Annotated in this window: 13 protein-coding genes; 4 read left to right on the top strand and 9 right to left on the bottom strand. The window is 61.0% G+C overall.

The window, feature by feature from the left end; translation table 11 throughout:
* Positions 1-144: 144 nt before the first annotated feature.
* Positions 145-582, top strand: coding sequence for a hypothetical protein (locus ACILSO_RS31415; RefSeq protein WP_395741459.1), 438 nt, complete (start codon positions 145-147; stop codon positions 580-582).
* 15 nt (positions 583-597) lie between these two features.
* Here ACILSO_RS31415 and ACILSO_RS31410 read toward each other — a convergent pair whose 3' ends face one another.
* Positions 598-1,959, bottom strand: a complete 1,362-nt coding sequence (locus tag ACILSO_RS31410) for a neutral/alkaline non-lysosomal ceramidase N-terminal domain-containing protein (protein ID WP_395741458.1) — start codon at positions 1,957-1,959, stop codon at positions 598-600.
* 71 nt (positions 1,960-2,030) lie between these two features.
* On the opposite strand from ACILSO_RS31410, the gene ACILSO_RS31405 reads away from it, so the two are divergent.
* Positions 2,031-3,014 (top strand): archaemetzincin, encoded by a 984-nt coding sequence (locus ACILSO_RS31405; RefSeq protein ID WP_395741457.1) that lies wholly within the window; start codon positions 2,031-2,033, stop codon positions 3,012-3,014.
* Between the two features lie 15 nt (positions 3,015-3,029).
* Here ACILSO_RS31405 and ACILSO_RS31400 read toward each other — a convergent pair whose 3' ends face one another.
* Positions 3,030-4,250, bottom strand: a complete 1,221-nt coding sequence (locus ACILSO_RS31400) for a PQQ-binding-like beta-propeller repeat protein (protein WP_395741456.1) — start codon at positions 4,248-4,250, stop codon at positions 3,030-3,032.
* A 167-nt stretch (positions 4,251-4,417) separates the two neighbouring features.
* Between ACILSO_RS31400 and ACILSO_RS31395 the strand changes: the two genes are divergently transcribed.
* The gene (locus ACILSO_RS31395; protein ID WP_395741455.1) at positions 4,418-6,826 is read left to right on the top strand and encodes a Tex family protein; all 2,409 of its coding nucleotides are present in this window, start codon (positions 4,418-4,420) and stop codon (positions 6,824-6,826) included.
* A gap of 9 nt (positions 6,827-6,835) precedes the next feature.
* Here ACILSO_RS31395 and ACILSO_RS31390 read toward each other — a convergent pair whose 3' ends face one another.
* Positions 6,836-7,693 carry an alpha/beta fold hydrolase gene (locus tag ACILSO_RS31390; RefSeq protein WP_395741454.1) on the bottom strand — a complete coding sequence of 286 codons (858 nt, stop codon included), beginning with the start codon at positions 7,691-7,693 and terminating at the stop codon, positions 6,836-6,838.
* 81 nt (positions 7,694-7,774) lie between these two features.
* On the opposite strand from ACILSO_RS31390, the gene ACILSO_RS31385 reads away from it, so the two are divergent.
* Positions 7,775-8,359, top strand: coding sequence for a hypothetical protein (locus ACILSO_RS31385; RefSeq protein ID WP_395741453.1), 585 nt, complete (start codon positions 7,775-7,777; stop codon positions 8,357-8,359).
* A gap of 163 nt (positions 8,360-8,522) precedes the next feature.
* On the opposite strand, the gene ACILSO_RS31380 is transcribed toward ACILSO_RS31385, so the two are convergent.
* From ACILSO_RS31380 to ACILSO_RS31355, 6 genes are all read right to left on the bottom strand, one after another.
* Positions 8,523-8,783 carry a hypothetical protein gene (locus tag ACILSO_RS31380; protein WP_395741452.1) on the bottom strand — a complete coding sequence of 87 codons (261 nt, stop codon included), beginning with the start codon at positions 8,781-8,783 and terminating at the stop codon, positions 8,523-8,525.
* A gap of 135 nt (positions 8,784-8,918) precedes the next feature.
* The gene (locus ACILSO_RS31375) at positions 8,919-9,647 is read right to left on the bottom strand and encodes a hypothetical protein (RefSeq protein WP_395741451.1); all 729 of its coding nucleotides are present in this window, start codon (positions 9,645-9,647) and stop codon (positions 8,919-8,921) included.
* A 168-nt stretch (positions 9,648-9,815) separates the two neighbouring features.
* A complete protein-coding gene (locus ACILSO_RS31370; protein ID WP_395741450.1) occupies positions 9,816-10,994 on the bottom strand; it encodes a radical SAM protein in 1,179 nt (392 codons plus the stop codon).
* A gap of 107 nt (positions 10,995-11,101) precedes the next feature.
* Entirely contained in the window at positions 11,102-12,583 is a 1,482-nt protein-coding gene (locus tag ACILSO_RS31365) for an ammonium transporter (RefSeq protein ID WP_395741449.1), read from the bottom strand.
* Between the two features lie 15 nt (positions 12,584-12,598).
* The gene (locus tag ACILSO_RS31360) at positions 12,599-13,300 is read right to left on the bottom strand and encodes a hypothetical protein (protein ID WP_395741448.1); all 702 of its coding nucleotides are present in this window, start codon (positions 13,298-13,300) and stop codon (positions 12,599-12,601) included.
* 15 nt (positions 13,301-13,315) lie between these two features.
* Positions 13,316-13,681, bottom strand: a complete 366-nt coding sequence (locus ACILSO_RS31355; RefSeq protein WP_395741447.1) for a hypothetical protein — start codon at positions 13,679-13,681, stop codon at positions 13,316-13,318.
* Between the last annotated feature and the right edge of the window lie 242 nt (positions 13,682-13,923).

Raw genomic sequence — 13,923 nt, 5'->3', positions numbered from 1 at the left:
GTTGCTGTGACATGAGAGTGCGGAGGCTTTAGTTGTAGGCTTAATGCCTGCCATCGCAGAAGGTTTGAAACGGTGACAGGGGTGAACCTTCGTGCTCGTTTTGAGCGTGACTGGTCATCCCAAAGACTGAAAACCCACACGACTATGAAAACAAAACTGATTGCAGGAGTGATGGTGATGCTAGTGGCCTGTTCGGCGATGGCGCAGCAGCAGGAGAAGGCGGGGGGAGCGACGGTGCCGGATGCGGGGATTGTGGCGAAGCTGACGGAGATTGTGCGGATTCGGGAGGCGCTGGTGGAGATTGAGCAGGCTTTGTACAAAGCGGGAAGGAGCGCGGGAGAGGGCGGGCAGGTGGAGCTGGCGGAGATCGAGCTGGCTGAAGCGAGGGTGGAGCTGGCGCGTGAAAAAGGGCAGAAGGAACTGATCATCACCGAACTTCAGGGGCTGGTGGCCGCCTGTGAGCGCTGGGTGGAATGGGCGAAGAACATGAAGAAACAGGCGCGCGCCTCTGAGGTGGAGATCCAGAAGGCGCAGGTGGCTTTGTTGAAAGCGCAGGTGCGGCTGCTGCGGGAGCAAAAGTGAGCATGCGGGGCTGGTTCAGTCCACGGCCTTTCGCAGCTCCATCACGGTGCTGATGATGTGCTCCTCGGTCTTGTCGCTCCAGCGGGTGGGGTGGGTGCCGTAGATCATGGCGCCGCCGCCTTCGTAGCCGCCTTCCTGCCAGATGCGGAGGCTGGGGATGTAGGCCATGACGTCATTGGTGTAGCCGCTGATCCAGACGATGGGATCTTTGATGTCCTTTTTGAGGCGGAGTGAGTAGTCCACGACGACTTCGCCGCCGAGGGTGACCCAGGTGAGGTCGGAGCCGAGGCGGAGGACTTGGACGGGATAAGGGTAAGTGGTGGGCAGGGGCTCTCCGCTGTCCATGCGCTGCAGGATGCGGGTGCCATGTCCGACGAGGTATTTGTTGGTGGATTTCTGCTCTTCCAGAAGCTGCTCGCGGGTGGGCAGCTTGTCGTAGGCCAGAGGGATCTCCCGGTAGGAGGAACGGATTGGGCCTTTGAGGCGCTGCATGTGGGTTTCGAGCGCGGCCTGCACAGAGGTGGCGAGAGACTTGCCGTGGGTTTGGGCGAGTTCTGTCTTGTTGCGCGGGTAGGGGTTTTGGTCGCCGCTGCAGCCGTTGGCAAACATGGCCACGGCATCGGGATGGGCCTTTTCGATTTCCTGCTGCGCGTAACCGGCGTAGTCGCCGCTGAATTTTTGATGGCCGAGTGTGGTGCAGTGGCAGGAGTAGCCGAAGATGATGGCGATGTCTTTGCCCTCGGCGGTGCTGGCTTTGAGCACGGGCACCGTTTGATCGACGGGGCCATTCGGATTGGGGAAGTTGTTCCAGCCGCCTTTGCCATCGGGGGTGCGGCGGTTCATGGAGACGCCGCAGCGGGCGGTGCTGTAGTCGAGATGGGCGGGGGCGGATTTTTGGATGGCTTGGCCGACGAGGCGCACGAGCGTTTCCTCCAGCTTTGCGGTGTATTCGGCGGCTTCTTTTTCGCGCAGGGCGATGTCGTCAGCGCCGTGAGTTTTGCCGGTGCGAAGTTCGGGACCGCTGTGGGTGTGGGAGGCATTGATGGCGAGGCTGGCGGGATCGATGCCGTATTCTTTTTTCACGCGCTCGGCGACGGCGAGGCGCAGGTTCCTCGGCACGCCGATGAGATCCATGGTGATGAGGGCGAAGCGTGAGCCTGCCTCGTCGGTGAGCACGAAAGCTTTCGCGTAGAGATCCAGCTCCACGCCTTCAGATGGCTTGGTGCGTGCGGCGTAGCCTGCCATCCACATGGGATTCTCCGGGGTGATTTTGGCGGAGGCCGCGCCGGCTTTCCATGCGGGCTGCTCGGCGACCGGAGCGGCGGCGATGACGAAGAGAGAGAACAGGGCGAGAAGCAGAGGCAGCCAGAGTTTCATGGCGTAGTCTAAGTGCGGCCGAGAGCGAATCTTTCCTTGCCAGAGTTCAATGGGTGGCAGGAAAGTACGGGATGAAATTTCCGCGCGTGTCCCTGCCCATCCGCATCAGCCTGTATGCACTGGTGGGAGTTGTTGTCTTCAAGACGCTGTCCGCCCAGTCACGGCTTGGACGCATGCCCACGGCGCAGGAGGCGGTGGGAGACACGACAAAGCTTCAGGCGGTGCAGCGTGCGGCGTTTGAGGCTGACGCGGCGTTCTTTGAAGCCATCCGCAAGCCCAGGCCGATGGACTGGCTGGCGCAGCACAAAGAGCCAGGGCAGACGGTGGAGGAATATCGCGTGGCGTTGTCGGCTTTGAAGCCGACCGCGCAGCAAAAAGTTTTGTGCGTGCTGCCGCTGGGGGAGTTTAAAGCGGACCAAGCGCCCTCTTTGGAGAAACTGCGCGACTATTGCACGGCTTTCTTTGGAATGGAGACGCGCATTCTGGAGCCGGTGGCGCTGGACAAGGTGCCGGCGAAAAAGCGGACGAACAAGAACACGCAGAAGCTGCAACTGCTGACCACCGACATTCTGACCTGGCTGCCCTCGCGCAAACCGCGTGATGCGTATGCTTTGATCGCGGTGACGATGGAAGACTTGTACCCTGACGAGGAGTGGAACTTTGTGTTTGGACAGGCGATGCTGCAAGGCGGGGCGGGCGTGTTCAGCTTTGCGCGATATGATCCGGCGTTTTATGGCGATGCCAGAACGGAGCAAACGCAGGCCTTGATTCTGCAACGAAGCTGCAAGGTGCTGAGCCATGAGACGGGGCACATGTTTGGACTGATGCACTGCGTGTTCTACGAGTGCATCATGAACGGCTCCAATCATCTGCAGGAGACGGATTCAAGGCCGATGCACCTGTGCCCGGTCTGCCTGCGCAAGCTGCAAATGGGAGCGGACTTTGATCTGCTGAAGCGTGAGGAGGCTCTGCACATGTTTTATGAAGGCAACGCGATCAAGGTCGAAGCTGAGTGGTCGGGGCGCAGGATTGGGAAGATGCGCGCGGCGAAGTAAACGAAACATGCTGACTTACCAAAGCCGCCAGGCGGACAACTCCTTGTCGCTGCGCGCGAAGATCTTGTTTCCCGCGAATGCTGGATGCGCCCAGGTTTTGCCGATGATCTGCCAGCGGGCCAGTTCGGTGCGGCCTGCAGGTTTCAGGGTGGCATAGACCAGTTCACCGCTGGCATTGAGCAAGGCGGCGAGGCTGGTGGATTCCTGCATCCACACGAGTGTCATCTGCGGGTTGCTGTCCTTCGGAGACAGCGTGTTGTCATCGCTCCAGAGTATCCTGCCAGTCTTGAGTTCGAAGGCTTGCAGGCCGCGTGTTTTGTCGAGCATGTAAACGACTCCATCTTTGTACAAAGGGGCGGACATGAGGCCGCAGATCTCGCTTTGGTTTTCCCACAGGAGCGTGGCTTTCTTTCCGAGCTGCAGGGCCTTCGTGCCATGCCAGTAACCGGAGACGAGGAGGATGCCGTCGTGATAAAGCGGCTGGGCAATGCTGACGCCATAAGTGATTTTGTACGGGTAGAGCCAGTTCACACGGCCGCTGTCCGGATCAAGACTCTGCACGTGTTCCGGACCCCAGGCGATGAGCTGGCGCGTGCCCGCATGGGAGATGATCTCCGGCGTGCAGTAGCCAGCGGGATCGGGGCCGCCGCGCCAGACTTCCTTGCCGGAGTTTTTATCCAAAGCGATGACTGAGCCTGCTTTTGCGCCGGCATGGAGCAGCACGCGGTCTCCATCGATTACTGGAGATGCGGCGAAGCCCCACTTGGGGACTTCGGCTCCGAAGGCCTGGACCGTGTCCACCTGCCAGATGATCTTGCCGGACGCGGCTTCCACGCACACGGCCACGCCCGTGGCACCCAGTGCATAGGCTTTGCCACCGGAGATGTTCACCGATGAACGCGGCCCAGTTCCGTAATCCATGCCGCCGTAGGCCACCTCCCAGCTGTGCTGCCAGAGCTCTCTGCCGCTTTCGGCATCGAGGCAAAGGATGCGCTCGACTTCCTTTGGAGTCTTGAGCCGATCCATGACGTACACACGTCCGTCGCTTGCGGTGACACCGCCAAATCCGGCGCTGATTTCTTTCCTCCACAGCCTTTCAGGCTCCTTCCTGGCGAAGTCGGCGGGAATGTCCTTTGGATTCCAGCCCCCATCGGCATTTGGTCCCCGCCAGCGCGGCCAGTCGTCCGCGGCAAATGCAACCGTTGAAATGAGAAAAGCAGCAAAAAATTTTGTCATTCACCCTTCATACGATGCGGCCTTGGAAATTTCGCAAAGCGCTGTCAAGCCATGGCTCAGACAAAAGTTTTTCACAGGTGATGGTGAATGGTTGATGCGTGTGAACGTCTCGCTAACTGCACCACTCCCAACCGGATTTTTATCCTCCACTTTTCCTATTTCCAACCATGTCTGCCGCCAACGAACTGAATATCAATGTCACCCACGTCGAACGTGTCGCCAAGGAGCTGGGCCTGAGGGCCATCCAGGTGGGCGCGACGGCCAAACTCTTTGCGGACGGCGCCACGGTGCCGTTCATCGCCCGTTACCGAAAGGAGGCCACGGGGTCTCTGGATGAAGTACAGATTCAAGGCATTCAGGAGCGCATGACGCAGCTGGTGGCGCTGGATGACCGCCGCACCGCGATCGTGAAATCACTCGAAGAGCGCAAGCTGATGACGGATGCGCTGCGCGGGAAGATCGAGAAGGCGGAGACGATGAATGCGCTGGAGGACATCTTTGCACCGTTCCGTCCGAAGCGCCGCACGCGGGCGACGATCGCCAAGGAGAAAGGACTGGAGCCGCTGGCGGATTTCATCGAGGCGAACCTCATGACGCATGGTGTGGATCTTACGACCGAAGTGGCGAAGTTTGTGAACCCGGATCACGAAAACGAAGAGCTGCGCGTGAAGGATGCGGCCGATGCACTGAGCGGCGCGCGGGACATCATCGCGGAGCGTATCAGCGATCATGCGGAGACGCGCGCGGCATTGCGCAAATTCTTTGCTGAGCAGTCCACGGTGATTTCCAAGGTGATGTTTGGCAAGGAGAAGGAGGAGGAGGCGCAGAAGTTCCGCGATTACTTCGACTGGACAGAGCCGCTGAAGGCCATCCCCTCCCACCGCATGCTGGCGATCCGCCGCGGTGAGAAGGAAGGCTACCTGCTCATGCGCATCCAGCCGGCGGAAGACACGGCGATCAAGATCATCGAAAACAATTTCGTCAAAGGCGGCAATGCCTGCACGGACCAGATGAAGCTGGCCTGCGCGGACAGCTACAAGCGCCTGCTGAGCTCCAGCATGGAGACGGAAGCACGCCTGGAATCCAAGAAGAAGGCGGACACGGAAGCGGTGCGCGTGTTTGCGGACAATCTGCGCGAGCTGCTGCTGGCGGCGCCGCTGGGACAGAAGCGCGTGCTGGGCATCGACCCGGGCTTCCGCACGGGCTGCAAAGTCGTGGTGCTCGATGCGCAGGGACAGCTGCTCTACAACGATGTGATTTATCTGCTGGGCGAAGGCGGAGGCCTGCTGCACGCCAAGAACCTGCTGCTCAATCTGGTGGACCGGTACAAGATCCAGGCCATCGCCATTGGCAATGGCACCGCCAGCCGTGAGACGGAGATGTTTGTGAAGAAGATCGGCGTGCCAGGCTCCATCCCGGTGATCATGGTGAATGAGAGCGGCGCCTCCATTTACAGCGCCAGCGAAGTCGCGCGTGAGGAGTTCCCGAATCATGACGTCACAGTGCGTGGCTCAGTTTCCATCGCGCGTCGTCTCATGGACCCGCTGGCGGAGCTGGTGAAGCTGGATCCGAAGTCCATCGGCGTGGGGCAGTATCAGCATGACGTGGATCAGAACCAGCTCAAGACGAGCCTGGACCATGTGGTGATCAGCGCGGTGAACGGCGTGGGCGTGGAGCTGAACACGGCGAGCAAGCAGCTGCTCAGTTATGTGTCCGGTCTGAACAGCGCGCACGCGGCCAACATTGTGGCCTTCCGCAATGAGAACGGGCCGTTCAAGAGCCGCAAGGACCTGATGAAGGTGCCGAGACTTGGCGACAAGGCTTTCGAACAGGCGGCAGGTTTCCTGCGCATTCGTGATGCGGCGCATCCGCTGGACGCGAGTGCGGTGCATCCGGAGCGCTATCCGCTGGTGGAAAAAATGGCGGCGGACATTGGCTGTTCGGTGCCGGAGCTGATGCAGCGCGCGGATTTGCGCCAGAAGATCGACCTGAAGAAGTATGTGAGCAACGATGTGGGCCTGCCCACGCTGCAGGACATCATGAACGAACTGGCGAAGCCTGGACGTGACCCTCGTAAGCAGTTCGAGGTCTTCAGCTTTGCGGAAGGCGTGAACGAAATGAAGGACCTGACGGTGGGCATGAAGCTGCCGGGCATCGTGACCAACGTGACGGCGTTTGGCGCATTCGTGGACATCGGCGTGCATCAGGACGGCCTGGTGCATGTGAGCCAGCTCAGCGACACCTTTGTGCGCGATGCGGCGGAGATCGTGAAGGTGGCGCAGCGTGTGACGGTGACGGTCACGGAAGTGGACATCCAGCGCAAGCGCATCGCGCTGAGCATGAAGTCGAAGCCTGACTTTGAGAAAAAGCAGGGCAGCGCGGGACCACGCCCGGCGGGAGGCCAGGGCGGCGGTGGCGGCGGTCAGCGCAGCTTCTCCGGCGGCGGTGGCAATCGCAGCTCCGGCGGCGGCATGGGGAATCCCTTTGGTGGCAGCGGAGGAGGCATGGGCAATCCCTTCGGTGGCGGCGGCGGCAATGACTGGTTCACCGCGGCTTCGCAGAAGGGGAAGAAGTAGCCGCAGGGGCTACTTCGCTGCTGGCTTGAGGTGCTTGTCAAAAAAGGCAAGCACCAGGGGGCGAAGGTCCTTCTGCTTGGGCTGCAGGTGGAAGGTGTGCGGTGCGCCTTCGATGATTTCCAATTGATGTTCGACGCCCTGCCTGGCCAGCGCGGCATCGAGGATTTTCGACTGCTCCACGTCCACCGTTTTGTCTGCGGTGCCGTGCAGGACGAGGAAAGGAGGATCTTTTTTGTCGAGATAGGTGAGCGGGGAAAACTGGCGGTAGAGTTCCGGTGCCTCCACCCGCGTTTTACGCAAGGCGGTGACGTCTCTGTTTTCGAAACTGGCAGGGCCGTACATGTCCACCACGCATTGAACGGCGCAGGACTGGTCGCCGTAAGGGCTGGCGGGGTCGAGTTCTGCATCGGGACCTGTGACGCCCACCATCGCAGCGAGGTGACCGCCGGCGGAACCGCCGATGACGCCGATGTGCGCGGCATCGATGTGCAGGCGCTCCGCATTGGCACGCAGCCAGCGGACCGCAGTCTTGCAGTCATGCAGGTTCTGCGGCCAGCAGGGCGTGGGGCTTTTGGCATCGTGGAGCAGGTAGTCAATGCTCATGCACACGTAACCATGGGAGGCGAGGGTGGTGCCGATATTGATCTCGCGCGCGGCTCCTTTGGAGCCACCGGTCCACCCACCACCGTGAATGATGAGGACGGCGGGATGTTTCAGTCCGTCATCCGCGGGAAGGTAAAGGTCTGCCTTTTCCTTTCTTTCTGCCGGAAGATAGGAGACATCTTTTTCGATGTGGACTGCGTCATCGGCGCGGGAGAAGGCGGTCAGGCAGGCGAAAGAGAGGCAGAACAGCGGGAGGAATTTCATGAAGAGGTAACGTGGTGCGCGCGTCGGAGATTGCGGCCTTGCCACGTGGCGGGGCGTCTTTTACGCTTCGGTAGGTCCATCATGAAACTTCCTCTTCTCACTTTGCTGACCCTGCCGCTGCTTCTCACCCAGTGTGTCGATGCGCCGTATGGCCAGAACGGCGCGGATCCTTACGCGAATCCGTACCGGCAGGACATGCGGGACCAGGGATCTCAAGTCAATGGCATGGCGTTTGAACGCGGGCAGCAGGACGGACAGGCGGATGCGCAGCAGGGGCAGATCCAGGACTACCGGCATTACCCCTCCCGCTACGACCGCAACACGGAGATGGCGTATCGCGATGGGTACAATCAAAGCTACGGGCTGACGGTGAACAGCCAGCGTGAGACGGGAAACTATCCCAACCAAGGCATGCAGCCGCAGGGAGGCGTGCAACAGCAGCAGCAACAGGCACCGCGAGACCCGACGTACAACCAAGGGTACGATTACGGTCTGCGAGATCGCACCGGAGGGCGCGCGGCGGATCCTGCGGCACAGGTGGGGCGGTATGATCCACGGTATCGCGCGAGCTTTGAACGGGGGTACTATGATGGGTACAACTCCAACTCCTCCAGCGGCGGGGTGCCGGCGTATCCCAGTGCGAGCGGGAGCGGGTGGTTCCGCTGAGAGAGCAGCCGTTGCGAATGCGAAGCCGGCACTGCGGCGGTCTGCCGGGGTATTAGACGCTCTGCTCAGATCTCGACGGAGCGAGGCCTCCACTGCCAAAAAAACACCGCCATGGTTTCCCATGACGGTGGTCTTGTTTTGAAATGACTCAGCGAGGAGAGTGTTACTCCTGTGCGGCAGCTTCAGGAGCAGCAGCGGTTTCCACGGCGGGAGCTGCGGCTTCGGCGGCCACTTCAGCAGCCTTGGGCTTGGCAGGAGCTTTCTTGGCGGCGACTTTCTTGGCTGGAGCCTTCTTGGCGGCCTTGGCGTCGGATTTGACGGCGCGTGCCTTGCGGGAGACGCCAGCCTTGGCCAGGGCTTTCTTGCGGGCGATGTAAAGCTTGCGGCGGCGGCGTTTGATGACTTTGTTCAGTTGTTGACCCATGATGGATGATCGGTTGTCGTTTGCGGTTTTGAGGGCGAGAAGAGTTCCACTGATCAAGTTTGAATCAAGACCAAATGCATTCCGCGTCCGGTTTCCCGGGATTGCAGAGGGCAGGGACACCTTCTAACGCGGGTTTCAGGGCTTTTTGTCCCCGTCTTTGGGCTCGTCGCTGGTCTTGGGCGCCTCGGCCTTGGATTCCAGGCGGGGTTCCACATGATTGGCAGCCTGCTGAGTCGGGGGGACCTTGAAAAGCTTGCCGGTGTAGGGGCACTTCACCGTCTGACCTGCGCTCATGCCGGAAACGTCCACGAGCTGAGTCTTTCCTGCATAGGGGCTGTTCACCATGTTCATGCGACCGGGGACGGCAGAGCCATAGGGCAGATTGTCCGTGGCACCGGCGCCACTGCTGGTGCTGGGAGAGGGGCTGACCGGCGGGGGAGCGTTGGAGGCCTGCGGAGTGTGGGATGGTTCCTCCACGGGGATCTTCGCTGCCTGATTGCGCACGACCAAGGGGCTGCTGGGCTTGGAACGGGGAATGTAGCGGGAGCTTCCGGAACCCAGGGAGGAGCCACCGAGGTAGTTGTTTGGCGTGTAGCGCGGGGTGGTGCGGCCGGACAGGCCTCCATACCAGTTCGGGGTCTGGGAATACCTGCTCCGGTAACTCTGGCCGGCGTAGTAGCGCTGAGTGTGCGAGCCGCTGGTGTGGAATGGAGGCGAGGCTTGCAGGTAGGAGAACAGGCCATTCGTCTGAATGTAGCGCCAGCTCTCCTGCGGCGGCATGGAGCATTGCACCAGAAGGAGCGCTGCGGTCAGCAGGGTGAGCGTGCGAGAAACGCTGGCAGTGGAACAACGTGAAGCATTCATGGATTCGAGGGAATGAAGAGTATGACGCTGGTGGGGAGATGCGACTCCCCACAAATGTCCACAGATGCTGGCAGGCGTAGCCCCAAAGGGCAAGAAAACAGACAGGGAAAAATCCTGCTATTATCCCGCATGCTGTTGAATTTCCATAGCTGCCACGCTGAGTGAGCGCTAGGCAGCCTGAGCGATTCCGATCTCCTGATCATTAAGATAGCAGGAGGGATCAGGCGCCCACAAGTCTCCGGTCATTTGCAGCGCACGAACACGGAAGCCGCCGCCGCAGACATCGAGGAAACTGCACTCGGAACATTTGCCGGTGAGATGCTTTTTGCGATCCCGCAAGGCATTGAGCGTGGCGTTGTCGCGGTTGCTCCAGATGTCGCTGAACTTGCGGTCCTTCACATTGCCGAGGGTGAGTTCGTGCCAGAACTGATCGGGATGCACATTGCCCTGAGTGTCGATGTTGCTGATGCCGGTGCCGCTGCTGTTGGCGCCGCCGCCGTTCCATTTGAGAAGCTCCATGGCGCGCTCTGCTCGCTCGGGGTTCTCGCGCTTCAGGCGCATGTAGAGGTAGGGGCCGTCCACGGGCTGATCGACAGTGAGCACTTCGCGCGGCTTGCCGCTGGCGGCCCACTTGGCGGTGCGGTCGAGGATTTTGTCGATGGCGCCGCGTGTCTCTTCATGCGGTACCTCCATCAGCTCCGCGCCGCGTCCGCTATAGACGAGGTGGTAGAAGCAGACGCGTTCGATGTCCTCTCGCTCAATGAAGTCCAGGATGCCTTCGATGTCCGCGATGTTGTGACGCGAGAGGGTGAGGCGCAGGCCGACCTTCTGGCCCACGGCCTTGCAGTTGCGGAAGGCGGCCACCGCCTTGTCAAAGCAGCCGACCTTGCCGCGGAAGTGGTCGTGCGTGGCGCCCATGCCATCGAGCGAGATGCCGACGTAGGAAAAGCCGATGTTCTTGATGCGCTGGGCCCACTCGGGATTGATGAGCGTGCCATTGGTGGAAAGGGTGAGGCGCAGGCCCTGGCTGGTGGCGTATTCGGCGAGTTCGAAGAAATGCGGGTGGATGGTGGGCTCGCCGCCGGAGAGCAGCAGCGCGGGGACCTTGTATTCGGCCAGGTCATCGATGACAGCTTTGCACTGCTCCCACGAGAGCTCGCCGGGGTAGAATTTGGAATCGGAATCCTGGTAGCAGTGGACGCATTTCAGATTGCAGCGGCGGGTGATGTTCCAGACGACGATGGGGCGGCGCTCGGCGGCGGAGGTGGGCGAGCCATGGCCGCGACCGTAGCGCAGGTGGTCCATGGGCTGGGCGACATCACAGTAAAGGCGGGTGAGATTGATCATGACCCGGTAAAAACGCACACGGGCGTCTGCGATGCCCCGCCGATCTTGCGGAATGCGTGACCGGGTTTGCCGCAGGCCGGGCAAGCCGCGGGAGGGGAGGGCGCCTCTTACGCCTGCTCCGTGGTTTGGAAGTCAGGGTAGGCGTTGGCGGCGTGCTCGGCGAAGTCCAGGCCGTCGATCTGCTCATTGTCCGTGGCGCGCAGGCCGACGAGCTTGTCCACCAGCTTGAAGATGGTGAAGCAGATAACGAAGGCGCTGAGAGTGACGGAGAATGTGCCGAGCGCCTGGACGCCGAGCTTGTGCGCGTCAAAGCCATCCTGATTAAACAAGGCCACGCTGAGAGTGCCCCACCAGCCGTTGGCCAGATGCACGGGCACCGCGCCCACGGCATCGTCAATCTGCATGCGCTCAAGCGCGATGGTGGCCACCGTGGTGATGATGCCGGCAATGAGACCGACGATAAAGGCGGAGGCGGGGGAGATGCTGGCGCAGCAGGCGGTGACGCCGACCGCGCCGCCGAGCGAGCCATTCAGCGTGATGCCCACGTCCGGCCGCCCCTGCACAAACCACATGGAGATCATGGCGGAGAGCGCCGCTGCGGCGGGAGCGATGGTGGTGTTCACCGCGATGCGGCCGATGGTGCCATTGCCGATGAGCGTGGAGCCCGCATTGAAGCCGAACCAGCCGAACCACAGGATGAACACGCCGAGAGCGGCGAGAGGGATGTTGTGCCCCGCGATCAAGCGCGGCGTGCCGTCTTTGGCGAAGCGGCCATGCCTTGCGCCGACCACGAGGATGCCCGCCAGAGCGCAGGCACCGCCGCAGCCATGGACCACTGTGGAGCCGGCGAAATCGACAAAGCCCAGCGCCTCCAGCCAGCCTTTTTCTCCACCCACACCAAAGGCTCCACCAAAGCTGCCCCAGGCCCAGTGACCACCGAGCGGATACACGATGCCCGCAAGCAGCGCGGCATAAATGAGATAGCCGACGAATTTCGTGCGCTCCGCCATGGCGCCGGAGACGATGGTGCAGGAAGTGCCGGCAAAGACGACCTGGAAGAACCAGAAAGCCCACATCTTGTCATCTGCCGCGTGGTTTGAGATCCAGAAGCTGTCACTGCCGATCCAGCCGCCAGCGCTTTTCCCAAACATCAGGCCAAAGCCCACGAAAAGGAAGACGATGGCGCTGATGCAGAAGTCCAGGAAGTTTTTCATGATGATGTTGATGCTGTTCTTCGCACGGGCGAATCCGAGCTCCACCATGGCAAAGCCGGCCTGCATCACAAAGACGAGCGCTCCGGTGGCCACCATCCACACGTAGTTCAGGTTCATCTGCACGGTCTCGATGTCTGACTTCAGCGCGGCATCTCCCGGTGTGCTGGCGACAGCGGCCGGCGCGGCTGCTGCTGCTGCTGCTGGCGCAGGGGCGGGCTTTACGGACTTTGCCACTTCATTCAGGGTGCCCTGGCTGGCGTCCAGCTTTTTGATGATGGTGTCGAGCTTGGCCTCGATCTTCGCATTGCCATCCTGGGCGGAGGCGCAGGTGACGAGGGTGATGAGGGCGAGAAGGCAGGCGCGGAAGTGCAGCATGTGAGTGGGGCAGTTTCAGATTTTCAAGTGTTCCATGGATGCATCGAGCTCGACGAGGAGCTGGCGGCGTTTGGTGGTGTTGGGCACGTGCTCGATGACGCTCACAGCCAGCTTGCGGACTTCGGTGACGGAAAGCCGGTACGGGTCGGCGATTTTGGCTTCGTCGATGGTGCGCTGGATGAGATTGCTGGCCTGGGCGCGGCCCATGACCTTGCCCAGCACGCCTTCCACGCATTTGCGCACTGCTCCCCACTGGTTCACCGTGGTTTCCGCCTTCTCCGTGATCTGCGCCAGAGCACGCGGGCTGGTGACGACCAGTTCCTCGATGCCGTCCGCTGGCAGTTGGGAAGCGGGCTGGGCTTCGGCGGAGGCGCTGCTGAGCAGTGCCGCGTGATCGTTGAGCATCACCGAAGCGGCGCTGGCCGCCAGATCGGGGTCCGCGCGCGAGGTCAGAAAAAACAGCATCACCACTTCGTTTTGCAGCACCACGAGAAGCACTCCGCCGTCAAACTCCAGGTAGATCTGATGGATCTTCCGCCGCACCTGGCGGTAGCCTTCAAGCATCTGGCTGATGATCTCGCGCAAGTTATCCGCGCGGGTGTCTGAAAAGGGCATCTGGCGGTGGATGGTGTTCCGGCCTTTGAACAACATCACTCCAGCCACACCATCGAGGCGCTGCAAGGAGGCAGCGGAGGTGATCACAGGATTTAAACTCATGGTCGCAATGAGGGATCAGCGTGCCAGAGCCTCGCGCACCTGTTTGATGGAGCGGCGGTTGCTGCTGACCACCCCGTGCCAGTTGCCCCGCTGCTGACCAGCGCTGATGGCGGTCTGTCCTTCGCGGTCCTCCACGATCGCCATTTCGATGGAGCGCATGCCCAATGTCTCGGCCAGCTTGTCCGCGAAATAACCGACGTATTTCACCTCTCCGGCAAAGCGCTGGGCGGATTCCGCATCTCCACCGGAAACCGATTCACGTCCCTGGGAGGACTCCATCTTGATGAGGCCGGGATCGGGTTCCATGCGGACGATGTTGCTGGGTTGCGCGCTAATGGAGGCGCGGGCGGAAGAGATCGGGATGATGCGTGTGGACTCCATCTGAACCGATATTCAAAGCAGCACGTGTGCCAAAACGACTGGCGGCTTGTCACAGACTTTTGACAATCAAGCGCGCTGAGGAAGAGCGAGGTGGGCGACGTTCGGCGGCGGGCTGGGGACACAGGCTGTGTGAAAACACTCTTTTTAGAGAGGCCTGCCCGGAATGCCGGTTAAATTCTGGCATTCTGCCAAGCGATTTTGCCTTCAGTGCTGTGCTGCTTTCCTGAGCGCTTGTAATGCGC

Origin of the sequence: Prosthecobacter sp., assembly GCF_044226605.1 — a bacterium.
GTDB lineage: Bacteria > Verrucomicrobiota > Verrucomicrobiia > Verrucomicrobiales > Verrucomicrobiaceae > Prosthecobacter.
This window is presented reverse-complemented; position numbering and strand designations above follow the sequence as displayed.